The organism is Enterobacter quasihormaechei (assembly GCF_004331385.1).
GTDB lineage: Bacteria > Pseudomonadota > Gammaproteobacteria > Enterobacterales > Enterobacteriaceae > Enterobacter > Enterobacter quasihormaechei.
Window position 1 is genome coordinate 1 of the sequence record NZ_SJON01000013.1, and the last position, 15,625, is coordinate 15,625.

Below are 15,625 nucleotides of genomic sequence, written 5' to 3' on the forward strand. Positions count from 1 at the left end.
AAGGCCATCCTTGCGGATGGCCTTTTTGCGTTTATACATCGAAAAAATGTAGGCCAGGTAAGGCGAAGCCGTCACCTGGCAGATCTCAGACTGCACACCACTCCACAATAAACTCTGCAATCACATCCACGTTATTCAAATCCAGAACCGGTACGTCCAGCGACAACGCAACGTCACTGGCTACGGCAATAACATGCTCATCCAGCGTTAACTCATTTACGTTATGCCCCGCATCGCTTCTGAACAGCAAGATCTTCGCAACAGCCTCATGCTTGAACCCCTCAACCAGCACCAGATCCAGCGTGGAGTGATCCATCCGGCTGACAAGATAAGCGAGATCCAGCGGTGCTTCATCCGGTGTTTCTGTCATTAACGCCCATCGCTGGTTACTCGCCACCATCGTTTGCGCAGCGCCAGCCTTACGCAGCTCATAGCTATCTTTCCCCGGCTTATCGACGTCCATGTTATGGTGCGTGTGCTTAATCAGTCCGGGACGAATGCCTTTAGCGCAAAGTGCAGGTATCAGTTTTTTTAGCAGCGTAGTTTTCCCCGTGCCGCTCCAGGCAGAGATCGCTAAAACGGGTATCATTTCTTCTCCTGCATCATCTGCAAATCTTCCGTCGTGTTTACATTCACAAACGCCGATTTCATGTCGCTAAAATCAACGGCGTGCCCCCCTGACTGGCGCATAAATACCATTACGCGTCGCTCTCCTGAAGCCAGATAAGTGTCCAGCGCGGGGATTAACGCGCGGTGAATCAATGCGATCGTTGGATGGTCGCGTTCACCGTCGTGCACCCAGACGACGGGAGCACCATCGCGCCGCTGCACCAGACGTTCAGCCAGACAGGACGGGATGAAGGGCGTATCACATGAACAAAAGAGAAACCACTCTCCGTGTGACTGCTGCATAACGGAAAGCATTCCCGCCAGCGGGCCGGGGTAGTTCACCAGGTTATCCTGATAAACCGGATATCCACTGCGCTGATAAATATCGATATGCCGGTTAGCGCTGATCGCCATCGACGACACCTGATTTGCCAGCGTATCAGCAACATGCTGCCATAAGGGGGTATTGTTCAGGAGCTGAAGACCCTTATCTTTTCCGCCCATTCGCGTTGCCCGGCCCCCGGCCAGAACGACCCCGATGATTTGCTGGCATTGATTCACGAATATCGCCTCTTTTATTGTGGGATTGACCCTGCTAACGTGTCTCTCTAAATGAAAGGAGCACTACCATGAAATGTAAACGTCTTAATGAAGTCATTGAGCTTCTCCAGCCGGCCTGGCAAAAAGAGCCAGAGCTGAATCTGATGCAATTTTTACAGAAACTGGCGAAAGAGTCAGGTTTTGATGGTGAACTGGCAGACCTTTCTGACGACATCCTGATCTACCACCTCAAAATGCGTGACTCGGCTAAAGATGCTGTAATCCCTGGCATTCAGAAAGATTATGAAGAGGATTTTAAAACCGCATTACTGCGCGCCCGAGGCGTAATTAAAGAGTAAAAGCTTGTAAGCGGAGCCACCGAAATCGCCACAAGATGATATCCTGAATCATTCGTATAATTTCCGGACGATCGGATGAACGACCAGGCTTTTACTTTCCAGACATTACACCCGGATACCATTGTGGATGCGCTGTTCGAGCAGGGTATCCGGGTGGATTCCGGGTTAACCCCTTTAAACAGCTACGAAAACCGCGTCTATCAATTCCAGGACGAAGAGCGCCAGCGCTTTGTCGTAAAGTTCTACCGTCCGCAGCGCTGGTCCGCAGAACAAATTCAGGAAGAGCATCAGTTTGCCCACGATCTGCTGGCTGACGATGTTCCCGTTGCGGCACCGATCAAATTCAATAACCAAACGCTGCTGAGCCATCAGGGCTTTTACTACGCGATATTTCCGAGCCTGGGCGGAAGACAGTTTGAGGCGGATAATATCGATCAGATGGAATGGGTCGCCCGCTATCTGGGGCGCATTCATCAGACGGGACGCAAAAAACCGTTTGTTGCCCGTCCGACGATTGGTGTTCAGGAATACCTTATTGAGCCGCGACAGGTATTCGAAACATCGGCGCTGATCCCGAAGGCGCTTAAGGATAAATTTCTTACGGCGACCGATAAGCTTATTGATGCGGTAAAAACCTGCTGGCGGGATGATATTACCGCTCTGCGCCTGCACGGTGATTGCCACGCCGGGAATATTCTCTGGCGTGATGGCCCCCTGTTTGTCGATCTCGATGACGCACGTATGGGGCCTGCGGTTCAGGATCTGTGGATGCTGCTCAACGGTGATAAAGCCGAGCAGCGCATGCAGCTTGAGACCATAATTGAAGCTTATGAAGAATTTAGCCCCTTTAATTCAGATGAAATTGCCTTGATAGAGCCTTTACGTGCGATGCGATTTGTTTATTATCTCGCGTGGTTAATCAGGCGTTGGGAAGACCCGGCTTTTCCCCGAAATTTCCCCTGGCTTACCGGGGAGGATTACTGGCGCAGCCAGATATCCACATTTACCGAGCAGGTTAAGGTTCTTCAGGAACCCCCTTTGCAATTAACGCCGATGTATTAATTGGACACACTCAGGAGAGAGTTAATCATGAAAAAAATTTGGCTGGCGCTGGCTGGTATGATTCTGGCATTTAGCGCAACTGCTGCGCAGTTTACCGACGGCAAGCAGTACATTACGCTGGACAAGCCTGTTGCTGGCGAGCCTCAGGTGCTGGAGTTCTTCTCCTTCTACTGCCCGCACTGCTACGAGTTTGAGCAGGTGCTTCATGTTTCTGACAACGTGAAGAAAAAGCTGCCGGAAGGCACCAAAATGACGAAATACCACGTTGAGTTCCTTGGCCCATTGGGTAAAGACCTGACTCAGGCGTGGGCGGTGGCGATCGCGCTCGGTGTGGAAGATAAGATCACCGCGCCAATGTTTGAAGCGGTACAGAAAACCCAGACCGTACAGACCACGGCAGATATCCGTAAAGTATTCGTGGATGCCGGCGTGAAAGGTGAAGACTACGATGCAGCCTGGAACAGCTTTGTGGTGAAATCTCTCGTGGCACAGCAGGAAAAAGCTGCCGCTGACTTCCAGTTGCAGGGCGTGCCGGCGATGTATGTTAACGGCAAATACCAGGTGAATATGCGTGGTATGGACACGACCAGCATGGATATCTTCGTACAACAGTACGCTGATACCGTGAAACACCTGGTTGAGAAAAAGTAACAAACATAAAGAAAAACGCCGGTCATTGACCGGCGTTTTTGTATGAAGATTTAATCTTCGCTATCTGTTCGTCTTTCTCTTTCCAGAGTGTATTAAGCCAAAGCTGGAAACGACGTTTGAAGTTCTTATCGTTTACGTAATCACCGTGCAGCGCCGCATCTACGGGCACCATATCAACGCGGACTACGATACGTGTCAGCCTGCCGCTGAGCATATCGTAAAACGGCGTCCTGTCGTTTTCCGGATAGCAGAGCGTTACGTTCAGCAACTTATCAAACTGCTCGCCCAGCACGTTGAGCGCCATCGCGATACCCGCGGCCTTTGGCGGCAATAGATTCTGATAGGGAGAGCGCGTCTGCTGTCGCTTCTCTTCGGTAAAGCGTGACCCTTCGACGAAGTTAACGATGGTGGTGGGATGCGCGCGAAACTTCTCGCAAGAACGGCGTGTGGTTTCCACATCCTTTCCGCGTCGTTCCGGATGACGAATTAAATAGCTGCGTGAATAGCGTTTCATAAACGGCATATCCAGCGCCCAGCAGGCCAAACCAATGAAGGGCACCCAGGCCAGCTGCTGCTTCAGGAAGTATTTGTTCATCGGGATGTGTTTGCGAAACAGCACACACAATACAACAATATCGGCCCAGCTGTGGTGATTGCAGATCAGCAGATACCAGTGCTTTTTGTTCAGCTTCTCCAGGCCCTGAACATCCCACTTCAGCCAGGGGTTCAGACACAACAGGATCGCCAGCCCTTCACACCAGCAGTACATCATAAAATTACAAAAAGCAGACACTGCGCGCCATACCGGAGGGACGGGCAGCAGGAGCTTAATTATTCCGGCAACGATGATTGGCACAGAACAGGCGATGGTAACCAGAATAGTTAAAATGACGCTTAGCAATAATGTTATCGCAGCGAGTAGTCTCGACATAATGAATATTTTCAGATAGTTAGCTGTAATTGAGCAGCCGGCTATCCGGTGCTGGGCGCCGATCTTATCAGAAATACGCCCAGACCAGGGCGCTTTCACACGAAGAGGCTGCTGCTTTTCCTGCTATGCAGCAAAATTCTCTATATAGACACGGTGCTTAAGGCTTATATCCACATAGACTAAATAACCACCAGTGGGAAGGGCTCTTAACCGATCTCAATTCAACCAATTGTTTTTCTTGAATAAATAAGTTTGCCTCATCAGCTTTATTGAACTGTTATTCACCTGTATTAAAAATATGCACAAACTTATCCACAGTTTGATTTTGCGAGCGATCTTCACGATCGCAAAATCTTTTTCTGTATAAAGCGCTAAAACCTGATGTTTTCATCCTTCTGTGGCATCCTTTACCCATAAATTCATAACAGGCACGGACATTATGGTTCAGATCCCAGAAAACCCACTTATACTCGTCGATGGCTCTTCTTACCTGTATCGGGCGTATCATGCGTTTCCTCCTCTGACCAACAGCGCAGGGGAACCTACCGGCGCAATGTACGGCGTGCTGAATATGCTGCGCAGCCTCATTCTGCAATATCACCCAACCCATGCGGCCGTGGTGTTTGATGCGAAGGGTAAAACCTTCCGCGATGAATTATTTGAGCATTACAAATCTCACCGTCCTCCCATGCCTGACGATCTGCGTGCACAGATTGAACCGCTGCACGCTATGGTGAAAGCGATGGGGCTGCCATTACTGGCGGTCTCAGGTGTTGAAGCTGATGACGTAATAGGTACTCTGGCGCGCGAAGCGGAAAAAGCCGGCCGCCCGGTCCTGATCAGCACCGGTGATAAAGACATGGCGCAGCTGGTAACGCCGGGGATCACGCTGATCAACACCATGACCAATACCATTCTTGGCCCGGAAGAAGTTGTCGCCAAATATGGCGTGCCGCCAGAACTCATTATTGATTTCCTCGCCCTGATGGGGGATTCCTCAGATAACATTCCTGGCGTGCCGGGCGTGGGCGAAAAAACGGCTCAGGCGCTGCTGCAAGGGCTGGGTGGGCTGGATACGCTGTACGCAGAGTCCGACAAAATTGCCGGGCTTACCTTCCGTGGCGCAAAAACCATGGCCGGAAAGCTCGCCGATAACAAAGAGGTGGCTTATCTCTCCTATCAGCTGGCCACCATCAAAACCGACGTAGAGCTGGAGCTTACCTGCGAGCAGCTTGAAGTGCAGGAACCCGCGGCAGACGAACTGCTTGGCCTGTTCAGAAAATACGAATTTAAACGCTGGACCACGGATGTCGAAGCCGGGAAATGGCTTCAGGCGAAAGGGGCAAAACCTGCGGCGAAGCCGAAAGAGACCCTCGTCGTTGATGCTGAAGAGCAGGAAGAAGAAGAGGCGGCAGCGCTCTCCTTCGACAACTATGAAACCCTCCTTGAGGAATCACAGCTCGTCGCCTGGATTGAAAAGCTGAAAAAAGCACCCGTGTTTGCTTTCGATACCGAAACGGACAGCCTCGATAATATTTCTGCCAATATGGTGGGCCTGTCATTCGCAACGGAGCCGGGTATTGCAGCCTATGTTCCGGTAGCGCATGACTATCTGGATGCGCCAGAGCAAATCTCCCGCGAGCGCGCCTTAGAACTGCTGAAGCCGATTCTGGAAGACGAGAAAGCGCTGAAGGTGGGGCAAAACCTGAAGTACGACCGCGGTATTCTGCAAAACTACGGCATTGAGCTGCGTGGTATCGCTTTTGACACCATGCTGGAATCTTACATCCTGGACAGCGTGGCGGGCCGCCACGATATGGACTCCTTATCTGACCGTTGGCTGAAGCACAAAACCATCACTTTTGAAGAAATTGCCGGTAAGGGTAAAAATCAGCTGACCTTTAACCAGATTGCGCTGGAAGAAGCTGGCCGCTACGCCGCGGAAGACGCTGACGTCACGCTACAGCTGCACCTTAAAATGTGGCCAAAATTGCAGAAGCACGAAGGGCCGCTGAATGTGTTCCAGAACATTGAGATGCCGCTGGTGCCGGTGCTGTCCCGCATTGAGCGTAACGGCGTTAAAATCGACCCAACCGTGCTACATAACCACTCTGGCGAGCTGGCGAAGCGACTGACCGAGCTGGAACAGAAAGCGCATGAGCTGGCGGGCGAGGCGTTCAACCTGTCGTCCCCGAAACAGCTGCAAACCATCCTGTTTGAAAAACAGGGTATTAAGCCGCTGAAGAAAACCCCGGGTGGCGCTCCTTCAACCTCTGAAGAGGTGCTGGAAGAGCTGGCGCTGGACTATCCGCTGCCAAAAGTTATTCTGCAATACCGTGGTCTGGCGAAGCTGAAATCGACCTATACCGACAAACTGCCGCTGATGATCAACCCGAAAACGGGCCGCGTACACACCTCTTATCATCAGGCCGTGGCGGCGACCGGGCGCCTTTCATCAACCGATCCTAACCTCCAGAACATTCCGGTGCGTAATGAAGAGGGCCGCCGTATTCGCCAGGCTTTCATTGCGCCAGAGGATTATCTGATTGTTTCCGCAGACTACTCGCAAATCGAACTGCGCATTATGGCGCACCTGTCGCGTGACAAAGGCCTGCTGACGGCGTTTGCCGAAGGGAAAGACATCCACCGGGCAACCGCTGCCGAAGTGTTTGGGCTGCCGCTGGAGAGCGTGACGAACGAACAGCGTCGTAGCGCAAAAGCGATCAACTTCGGTCTGATTTACGGCATGAGTGCCTTTGGCCTGTCACGTCAGCTCAACATTCCGCGTAAAGAGTCGCAGAAGTATATGGATCTCTACTTCGAGCGGTATCCGGGCGTGCTGGAATATATGGAGCGCACCCGCGCGCAGGCGAAAGAGAAAGGCTACGTTGAAACGCTGGACGGTCGTCGTCTCTACCTTCCGGACATCAAATCCAGCAACGCCGCGCGCCGCGCGGGTGCTGAACGTGCTGCGATCAACGCCCCGATGCAGGGCACGGCCGCAGACATCATTAAACGTGCGATGATCGCCGTTGATGCCTGGCTGGAAAAAGAGAAACCGCGCGTAAAAATGATCATGCAGGTACATGATGAACTGGTATTTGAAGTTCATAAAGACGACCTGGATACGGTCTCACAGAAAATCCATGAACTGATGGAAAACAGCATGAAGCTGGATGTTCCGTTGCTGGTGGAAGTAGGCAGCGGCGAAAACTGGGATCAGGCTCACTAAAGGTTCACGGAACAACGCGCGTTTTATGTAAGTAAGCAACATAAGAACGCGCATTTTGTGACGATCATTAGAATTCCCTATGTAAAGAATGAAAAAAAACTACAAAAAGTGCTTTTTCCAGCGATAAAAAAAGAGTAGAGTTAGCGATGTAGGGTACAGAGGTAAGATGTTCTATCTTTCAGACCTTTTACTTCACGTAATCGGATTTGGCTGAATATTTTAGCCGCCCCAGTCAGTAATGACTGGGGCGTTTTTTATTGCGGCAAGGAAAGTTTCGGGCGAAAAAAACGCGGTCATCGCCGCGCCTGTTGTTACTCTGCTTCCGCTTCTGTCGCCGGTTCCAGGTCGTTAAACCAGCTGTCGAGCTTCTGCCGCAGTTTGTCCACGCCCTGCTTTTTCAGCGAGGAGAACGGTTCAACCTGCACATCACCGTTGAATGCCAGCACCGCCTCACGAACCTTGTTCACCTGCGCCTTGCGCGCGCCGCTCGCCAGCTTATCCGCTTTTGTCAGCAGCACCAGCACCGCAATATCGCTTGCCACCGCCCAGTCAATCATCTGCTGGTCGAGATCTTTTAGCGGGTGTCGAATATCCATCAACACCACCAGACCTTTCAGACACATGCGTTTTTCCAGGTATTCACCCAGCGCACGCTGCCATTTGATCTTCATCTCTTCCGGTACCTGCGCGTAACCGTAGCCCGGTAAGTCGACCAGGCGTTTGCCTTCAGCCACTTCAAACAGGTTAATCAGCTGAGTACGGCCAGGTGTTTTTGAGGTACGCGCCAGGTTTTTCTGATTGGTCAGCGTATTCAGGGCGCTGGATTTTCCCGCATTGGAGCGGCCAGCAAATGCCACTTCAATCCCTGTGTCTGAGGGCAGGTGGCGAATATCGGGCGCACTGGTGACAAAATGCGTCTGTTGGTAGTTCCAGGTAGTCACGTGGTCGTCTCCAAAAATCGTAATCTGCGGGGGATTATACCTGAATGCAGGCAAAAGGCTTTTCCCATCGTCATTGAGCTGTAAGTAAAGACCCTGCGGCGTGTGAGAGATCTGCCTTTATGCGTATGAGAAATTTAAGAGAAATCGCAGGCGCTAAAAGAATCAAAACATTAATATTCAAAGAGTTAATAATGAGTAATTATCTGAAAATCCGGTTTAGTACCTTTTCGTTGCTTGTTAGTTTAAGAGAACAAGGTAAAGTGTGCATCAAGGCGAGGATGCCAGCAGGATAACGACTTAAGGATAAGGGTCAGGAGCGCCAGGAGGCGAAGACTCAGGATTGTCAGGACGACCGGCGCCTGGAGGCGTTTTTAACAGGAAACGGAACCGTATCACGGACGGTAGTAGCCAAGGGATAAACAGGGTTTGTTGTAGGCAAACACGGAATGTCTGACCCGTTAAGGGTTGTGAGTCAGGAAAAAAGGCGACAGATTGCTCTGTCGCCTTTTTTCTTTGCTTGCTTTCTGCTAGATTTCGCCGCAATTCTATACTGAAGAAAACGACTTAAAGATAAAACATCATGAAAAAACCGACCTCCGCTGCGGGTGCGAAACGCCCTGCAAAAGCACGCCGCAAAACGCGCGAAGAACTGAATCAGGAAGCGCGCGATCGCAAACGCGATAAAAAACACCGTGGCCATGCTTCGGGTAGCCGTGCTAACGGTGGCGGTGCCGCAGGCGCTTCTGCAAAAGGCAAACAGCAGAAAGATCCTCGTATCGGCAGTAAAACTCCCATTCCACTGGGCGTGACAGACACGCCGGTCACTAAGCAGCACAAACCAAAGAGCGAGAAACCTATGCTTTCACCGCAGGCTGAGCTGGATATGCTGGAGAACGATGAGCGCCTGGACGCGCTGCTGGAACGTCTTGAAGAGGGTGAAACCCTGACCGCCGAAGAGCAGTCCTGGGTGGACGCCAAACTGGACCGCATTGATGAACTGATGCAAAAGCTGGGTCTGTCCTACGATGATGAAGAAGACGAAGAGGAAGACGAAAAGCAGGAAGATATGATGCGTCTGCTGAAAGGTGGAAACTAACATTTGCACCCGGCAGGTACACTCGTCCTGCTTATAACCCTTCCGGTTATATGTTATCTGGTGTGGTTATTCGTTAAACTACGGCGGTTGTCGCGGCGACAGAAGTGGCTGCGCACCCGAATGATGGCCCGCAACGGGACCAGAACGGGCCGCCGTATACGAACGCGACACCAACGGAAGGAGTGAGCATGTCTGTACCATCTATCGACTGGGATTTGGCCCTGATCCAGAAATATAACTATTCCGGGCCGCGTTATACTTCATACCCCACCGCGCTGGAGTTCTCTGACGCTTTCGGCGAGGCGGATTTTCAGCAGGCTGTCGCGCGCTACCCCGAGCGCCCGCTGTCGCTCTACGTCCATATTCCGTTCTGCCACAAGCTCTGCTACTTCTGCGGCTGCAATAAAATCGTTACCCGCCAGCAGCACAAAGCAGACCAATACCTCGATGCGCTAGAGCAGGAAATCCTGCACCGCGCACCGCTGTTTTCCGGGCGCCACGTCAGCCAGCTTCACTGGGGCGGCGGTACGCCAACCTACCTGAATAAAGCGCAAATTAGCCGCCTGATGACGCTGCTGCGCGAGAACTTCAACTTCATCAACGACGCCGAAATCTCGATCGAGGTCGATCCGCGTGAAATCGAGCTGGATGTGCTCGATCATTTACGCGCCGAGGGCTTCAACCGCCTGAGCATGGGCGTGCAGGACTTCAACAAAGAAGTACAGCGCCTGGTCAACCGCGAGCAGGACGAAGCGTTTATCTTTGCCTTACTCAACCATGCGCGTGAAATCGGCTTTACCTCAACGAACATCGACCTGATTTACGGCCTGCCGAAGCAGACGCCGGAGAGCTTTGCCTTCACGCTTAAACGCGTGGCTGAGCTCAACCCGGACCGCCTGAGCGTCTTTAACTATGCGCACCTGCCGACACTGTTCGCCGCTCAGCGCAAAATCAAAGATGCGGATCTGCCTTCCGCCCAGCAGAAGCTGGACATTTTGCAGGAGACCATCGCCTCGCTGACCGAAACCGGCTATCAGTTTATCGGTATGGATCACTTTGCCCGTCCGGACGACGAGCTGGCGATTGCCCAGCGCGAAGGTGTTCTCCACCGTAACTTCCAGGGATACACCACTCAGGGCGATACCGATCTGCTCGGAATGGGCGTCTCCGCCATTAGCATGATTGGCGACTGCTACGCCCAGAACCAGAAAGAGCTGAAGCTGTACTATCAGCAGGTAGACGAAACCGGCAACGCGCTGTGGCGCGGCATCGCGTTAACGCGCGACGACTGCATCCGTCGTGATGTGATTAAGGCGCTGATCTGCAACTTCCGCCTCGATTTCAGCGAGGTGGCGTCGCAATGGGATCTGCACTTCAGCGATTACTTTGCCGAAGACCTGAAGCTTCTGGCGCCGCTGGCGAAAGACGGGCTGGTGGATGTGTCGGAGAGCGCGATTGAGGTCACGCCGAAAGGGCGTCTGTTGATTCGTAATATCTGCATGTGCTTCGACGCCTATCTGCGCCAGAAAGCGCGTATGCAGCAGTTCTCGCGGGTGATTTGAGCTGCAATGCCGGGTGGCGCTTCGCTTACCCAGCCTACATCTCGCACTTATGTAGGCCGGGTAAGGCAAAGCCGCCACCCGGCTTTTCCTCAACAGCTCGCTAGCTAAACAGCCCAACCAGCGCCGCACACAGCACCGCCGCAACGGCAGTTTGTGGCGTGTGGCTTTCCGCTGCTCCGCTCGAAAGCAAAGTCACTAATGATTCCAGCATGATGCTCCCCCCAATTTCCGGGCACGATCATACAAAACTCATCGGAACAGTAAAGCGCAAAATAACGGCAATTTGCGCTCAATTAATCATCTTTACACTGCGGTAGAGATCACTCCATTCCCAGCTCTTTCAGCTTGCGCGTCAGGGTGTTTCGACCCCATCCCAGCAGGCGAGCCGCTTCCTGTTTGTGGCCCTGAGTATGACGAAGCGCGGTAGTCAACAGCGTGCGCTCCATCTCAGGCTGCGCTTCGGAGAGCAGATTTTGATGACCGGAACGCAGCGCGCGATCGGCCCACTGCGCCAGCAGCGTCGCCCAGCTGTCCGGCAGCGCATGTCCGGTGCTGCTTTCGGGCACGGTGGCTTCAAACAGTTCGGCAGGGAGATCCTGAATCAACACCTCCTGTCCGGCGGCCATCACGGTCAGCCAGCGGCAGGTGTTTTCCAGCTGACGCACGTTGCCCGGCCACGCCAGACGGGTGAGGGCGGCATCCGTTTCGGGGTGAAGCTGCTTGGCTTCCACGCCCAGCTCGCGGGCCGCCACTTGCAGGAAATGACGCGCCAGGCGCGGGATATCTTCCCGACGCTCGCGCAGCGGCGGCAGGTGCACGCGGATCACGTTCAGGCGATGGAATAAATCCTCACGGAACTTGCCCTCCTGCACGCGCAGCTCCAGGTTCTGGTGCGTCGCGGCGATAATACGCACGTCCACCTTCACCGGCGCATATCCGCCCACGCGGTAAAACTGACCATCTGCCAGCACGCGCAGCAGACGGGTCTGAACATCCAGCGGCATATCGCCGATTTCATCCAGGAAAAGCGTTCCACCGTCAGCCTGTTCAAAGCGTCCCTGACGAATGGTGTTCGCGCCGGTAAACGCCCCTTTTTCGTGGCCAAACAGTTCAGATTCAATCAAATCCTTGGGGATCGCCGCCATGTTGAGGGCGATAAAGGGTGCTTTCGCCCGCGGGCTGTGGCGATGCAGGGCGTGCGCGACCAGCTCTTTACCGGTGCCCGATTCACCGTTAATCAATACGCTGATGGACGACCGGGACAAACGCCCGATGATGCGGAACACGTCCTGCATGGCCGGCGCTTCACCGATGATGTCCGTCGTAGGCCCGAAATCCGGCGCGTGGCGGGGCTGCTGTTGCTCCTGATAGTGGCTGATGGCGCGTTCGACCAGAGCAACGGCTTCGTCGATATCAAACGGTTTTGGCAGGTAATCAAACGCCCCCTGCTGGTATGCGCTGACGGCGGCATCCAGGTCGGAGTGGGCGGTCATTATGATGACCGGAAGCATAGGGTGGCGCTGTTTGATCTGCTTTAAGAGCGCCAGTCCGTCCATTCCCGGCATGCGAATATCCGAGAGCAGCACGTCCGGCGTTTTGGTGGTAAGCGCATCGAGCACCTCGCTGCCGCTCTCAAACGTCGTGCAGCTTAATCCCGCTCCCGTGAGCGCGCGTTCAAGCACCCAACGGATGGAGCTATCGTCATCGACTACCCAGACTATCCCTCGTTGCATAAACGTCACCTTTATTTTTTAATCGGCAGGAAAACCGAAAACTCGGTATGTCCCGGCCAACTGGTAAATTCAATTTTGCCGGAGTGTTGGTCAATCAAATTACGGGCTATGGATAACCCCAGCCCGGTGCCGCCTTCGCGACCGCTGACCATCGGGTAGAACAGGGTGTCCTGGAGATGCGGCGGGATCCCCGGCCCGTTATCTTCCACATCAATACGTGCCGCCAGACGATAACGCACGCCGTGCAGCGTCAACTGGAACGCGGTGCGGGTACGTAGAATAATTTCGCCACCCTCCGGGCCCAGCGCCTGCAACGCGTTACGCACAATGTTCAACAGCACCTGTTCAATCTGGTCCGGATCGTGCGCCAGCTCCGGCAGGCTTGGGTCGTAATCACGCACCAGCGTGACGTTATCCGGCAGCTCCATAGAGACGAGTTTCACCACTCGCTCCGCAACTTTGTGAATGCTTTCTGAAACGTGCATCCCCGGCTGCTGTGGCCCGAGCAGACGATCGACCAGATTACGCAGACGGTCCGCCTGCTCAATAATGACGTTGGTATACTCCGCCAGGGCAGGGTCAGGCAGCGCTTTGGTCAGGAGCTGTGCCGCACCGCGTAAGCCGCCCAGCGGGTTTTTAATCTCATGAGCCAGCCCGCGCACCAGGTCGCGCGCCGCAATCTGCTGCGCATGCTGAAGCTGTTCCTGGCTGAGACGACGCTGGTTATCCATCGGCGCCATTTCCAGCAGAATCATGCCATCCGGCAGGCGCTGGGCGGTGAGGGACAAAATATGCGAGCGTCCGTCAATCACCAGCGTCACTTCGTTATCGGTGAAGCCCTGGCCCGCCTGCAAACTCTCCTGCATCAGGCCAATATTCAGCGAGAAATAGCTCAGCAGTTCCGGCAATGGCGTGCCAAACAGCTTACGGGCGCTTTGGGCGAGCAGCTGCTGCGCCGCCGGGTTGGCGTAATGCACCGCCAGCTCGTCGTCGACCAGCAAAATACTGTTAATCAAAGAATTGAGGATCTGCCCAGCATCGGGCAGCGTGCCAGTTGCCATTCAGCAGTCTCCTGGAGTAGTTGCACTATTTTAGTGCAGTATAGCGTTTTAAAGGTAAAAAGCGCGTGAGATCAGGTTGTTGGTGGAGAAAAAAGCCCATCCGAAGATGGGCTAAAGTTTCCACGGCAACTACTCCCGACGCGAAAGCGCCGGGCAAAACAAATCAATTAAACGCTGTAGTACAGCTCGAACTCAACCGGGTGCGGCGTCATGCGAACGCGGTCGTTTTCTTCGGTACGCAGCGCGATGTAAGCGTCGATCGCTTCATCGGTGAACACGCCGCCAGCGGTCAGGAACTCGCGGTCTGCGTCCAGCGCTTGCAGGGCTTCTTCCAGAGAGCCGGCAACCTGTGGGATCTCTTTCGCTTCTTCTGGCGGCAGGTCGTACAGGTTTTTGTCCATTGCTTCGCCTGGGTGGATCTTGTTCTTGATACCGTCCAGACCGGCCATCAGCAGTGCTGCGAAGCACAGGTATGGGTTAGCCGCCGGGTCCGGGAAGCGCACTTCGATACGACGCGCTTTCGGAGACGCCACCACCGGGATACGGATAGACGCAGAACGGTTACGGGCAGAGTAAGCCAGCATCACCGGTGCTTCGTAGCCTGGGACCAGACGCTTGTAGGAGTTGGTGGTCGGGTTCGCCAGGGCGTTGATTGCTTTAGCGTGCTTGATAACACCGCCGATGTAGTGCAGCGCCTGCTCAGACAGACCCGCGTACTTGTCGCCAGAGAACAGGTTGGTGCCGTTCTTGGACAGGGACATGTGGCAGTGCATACCGGAACCGTTATCGCCGAACATTGGTTTTGGCATGAAGGTCGCGGTTTTACCGAAACGGTGCGCAACGTTGTGCACAACGTATTTGTAGATCTGAATCTCATCCGCTTTTTTGGTCATGGTGTTGAAGCGGGTAGCGATTTCGTTCTGGCCAGCCGTCGCCACTTCGTGGTGGTGCGCTTCAACAACCAGGCCCATCTCTTCCATGATCAGACACATGGTAGAACGGATGTCCTGTGAAGAATCGACCGGAGGAACCGGGAAGTAACCGCCTTTCACGCCTGGACGGTGACCTTTGTTACCGCCTTCGTATTTGGTGGAAGAGTTCCATGCGCCTTCGATGTCATCGATAGCCACGTGGGAGCCAGAAATGGAAGCACCAAAACGGATGTCGTCGAACAGGAAGAACTCTGGCTCTGGCCCGAACAGAACGGTGTCTGCGATGCCGGTAGAGCGCAGGTACTCTTCAGCGCGTTTTGCGATGGAGCGTGGGTCACGGTCATAGCCTTGCAGCGTGCCGGGTTCCAGGATATCGCAGCGGATGATCAGCGTAGGTTCTTCGTAGAACGGGTCAATGAGCGCAGTGGTTGCATCTGGCATCAGAACCATGTCGGATTCGTTGATGCCTTTCCAGCCGCCAATGGAGGAGCCGTCAAACATTTTGCCTTCTTCAAAGAATTCGGCGTTCACCTGATGAGCAGGGATCGTGACGTGCTGTTCTTTACCTTTGGTATCGGTGAAGCGCAGATCAACAAACTTCACTTCATGTTCGTTCAGCATCGTCAAAACGTGTTCAGCGGACATACTTAACTCTCCAGATTGGTCATTGTCGTCGTGGTAACGAGGTCTTCAAATCGGCTGGGCTGCCATATTTTTACTGTATTTCTGTAAAGCGAAATCTGTGCCAACTTTTAAAACACCCCCAAAAGGCGTTATCATGCGCACCATAGTGCAGAAGGGCTGCACCACATTGGATTCGTTGCACCATTATAGTGCTTCAATGTGAACATTGAGCACCATATTGGTGCAATTTACGTTAAAGTGCCCTTTTACCGCTCCGTGAAAGCGATCACAA

15 protein-coding genes and 1 pseudogene are annotated in these 15,625 nt (G+C 53.5%); 8 read left to right on the plus strand and 8 right to left on the minus strand.

The genetic code is table 11. The annotated features are described in order from the left end of the window. Window positions 1-85 precede the first annotated feature (85 nt). On the minus strand, window positions 86-589 hold the full coding sequence (gene mobB, locus E0L16_RS15915; RefSeq protein ID WP_131637357.1) for a molybdopterin-guanine dinucleotide biosynthesis protein MobB: 504 nt from the start codon (window positions 587-589) through the stop codon (window positions 86-88). After that, the gene (gene mobA / locus E0L16_RS15920; RefSeq protein ID WP_131637359.1) at window positions 586-1,170 is read right to left on the minus strand and encodes a molybdenum cofactor guanylyltransferase MobA; all 585 of its coding nucleotides are present in this window, start codon (window positions 1,168-1,170) and stop codon (window positions 586-588) included. The genes mobB and mobA overlap by 4 nt, the downstream gene beginning before the upstream one ends. 68 nt (window positions 1,171-1,238) lie before the next feature. Between mobA and E0L16_RS15925 the strand changes: the two genes are divergently transcribed. From E0L16_RS15925 to dsbA, 3 genes are all read left to right on the plus strand, one after another. Next, window positions 1,239-1,508: a YihD family protein gene (locus tag E0L16_RS15925; RefSeq protein ID WP_003861904.1), complete on the plus strand. Its 270-nt coding sequence runs from the start codon at window positions 1,239-1,241 to the stop codon at window positions 1,506-1,508. 75 nt (window positions 1,509-1,583) lie between these two features. Beyond that, window positions 1,584-2,570, plus strand: a complete 987-nt coding sequence (locus E0L16_RS15930) for a serine/threonine protein kinase (RefSeq protein WP_107534275.1) — start codon at window positions 1,584-1,586, stop codon at window positions 2,568-2,570. A 27-nt stretch (window positions 2,571-2,597) separates the two neighbouring features. Beyond that, entirely contained in the window at window positions 2,598-3,221 is a 624-nt protein-coding gene (dsbA, locus tag E0L16_RS15935; protein ID WP_063449666.1) for a thiol:disulfide interchange protein DsbA, read from the plus strand. 22 nt (window positions 3,222-3,243) lie between these two features. On the opposite strand, the gene E0L16_RS15940 is transcribed toward dsbA, so the two are convergent. After that, the gene (locus E0L16_RS15940) at window positions 3,244-4,152 is read right to left on the minus strand and encodes a 1-acylglycerol-3-phosphate O-acyltransferase, YihG family (RefSeq protein WP_131637361.1); all 909 of its coding nucleotides are present in this window, start codon (window positions 4,150-4,152) and stop codon (window positions 3,244-3,246) included. 439 nt (window positions 4,153-4,591) lie between these two features. On the opposite strand from E0L16_RS15940, the gene polA reads away from it, so the two are divergent. Then, window positions 4,592-7,384 (plus strand): DNA polymerase I, encoded by a 2,793-nt coding sequence (gene polA, locus E0L16_RS15945; protein ID WP_131637363.1) that lies wholly within the window; start codon window positions 4,592-4,594, stop codon window positions 7,382-7,384. Window positions 7,385-7,550: 166 nt separating this feature from the next. Next, the gene (gene spfP / locus E0L16_RS22380) at window positions 7,551-7,598 is read left to right on the plus strand and encodes a small protein SpfP (protein WP_071892919.1); all 48 of its coding nucleotides are present in this window, start codon (window positions 7,551-7,553) and stop codon (window positions 7,596-7,598) included. Between the two features lie 97 nt (window positions 7,599-7,695). Here the strand turns inward: spfP and yihA are convergent, their stop codons facing one another. After that, window positions 7,696-8,325, minus strand: a complete 630-nt coding sequence (gene yihA / locus E0L16_RS15950) for a ribosome biogenesis GTP-binding protein YihA/YsxC (RefSeq protein WP_003861913.1) — start codon at window positions 8,323-8,325, stop codon at window positions 7,696-7,698. 299 nt (window positions 8,326-8,624) lie between these two features. On the opposite strand from yihA, the pseudogene E0L16_RS22365 reads away from it, so the two are divergent. The 3 genes and pseudogenes from E0L16_RS22365 to hemN form a co-directional block, all read left to right on the plus strand. Next, window positions 8,625-8,711 (plus strand): annotated as a pseudogene (locus E0L16_RS22365) (hypothetical protein); the annotation flags it as partial. Between the two features lie 194 nt (window positions 8,712-8,905). Next, window positions 8,906-9,421: a Der GTPase-activating protein YihI gene (gene yihI / locus E0L16_RS15960; protein WP_006808729.1), complete on the plus strand. Its 516-nt coding sequence runs from the start codon at window positions 8,906-8,908 to the stop codon at window positions 9,419-9,421. Window positions 9,422-9,609: 188 nt separating this feature from the next. Next, on the plus strand, window positions 9,610-10,983 hold the full coding sequence (hemN, locus tag E0L16_RS15965) for an oxygen-independent coproporphyrinogen III oxidase (protein ID WP_131637364.1): 1,374 nt from the start codon (window positions 9,610-9,612) through the stop codon (window positions 10,981-10,983). A 100-nt stretch (window positions 10,984-11,083) separates the two neighbouring features. Here the strand turns inward: hemN and E0L16_RS15970 are convergent, their stop codons facing one another. The 4 genes from E0L16_RS15970 to glnA form a co-directional block, all read right to left on the minus strand. Beyond that, window positions 11,084-11,194, minus strand: coding sequence for a YshB family small membrane protein (locus E0L16_RS15970; protein WP_017382667.1), 111 nt, complete (start codon window positions 11,192-11,194; stop codon window positions 11,084-11,086). A gap of 109 nt (window positions 11,195-11,303) precedes the next feature. Further along, on the minus strand, window positions 11,304-12,716 hold the full coding sequence (glnG, locus tag E0L16_RS15975) for a nitrogen regulation protein NR(I) (protein ID WP_063449670.1): 1,413 nt from the start codon (window positions 12,714-12,716) through the stop codon (window positions 11,304-11,306). An 11-nt stretch (window positions 12,717-12,727) separates the two neighbouring features. After that, complete coding sequence (gene glnL, locus E0L16_RS15980; protein ID WP_003861923.1) at window positions 12,728-13,777, minus strand: nitrogen regulation protein NR(II); 1,050 nt, start codon at window positions 13,775-13,777, stop codon at window positions 12,728-12,730. A 167-nt stretch (window positions 13,778-13,944) separates the two neighbouring features. Next, complete coding sequence (glnA, locus tag E0L16_RS15985; RefSeq protein ID WP_003861925.1) at window positions 13,945-15,354, minus strand: glutamate--ammonia ligase; 1,410 nt, start codon at window positions 15,352-15,354, stop codon at window positions 13,945-13,947. Window positions 15,355-15,625: the final 271 nt, after the last annotated feature.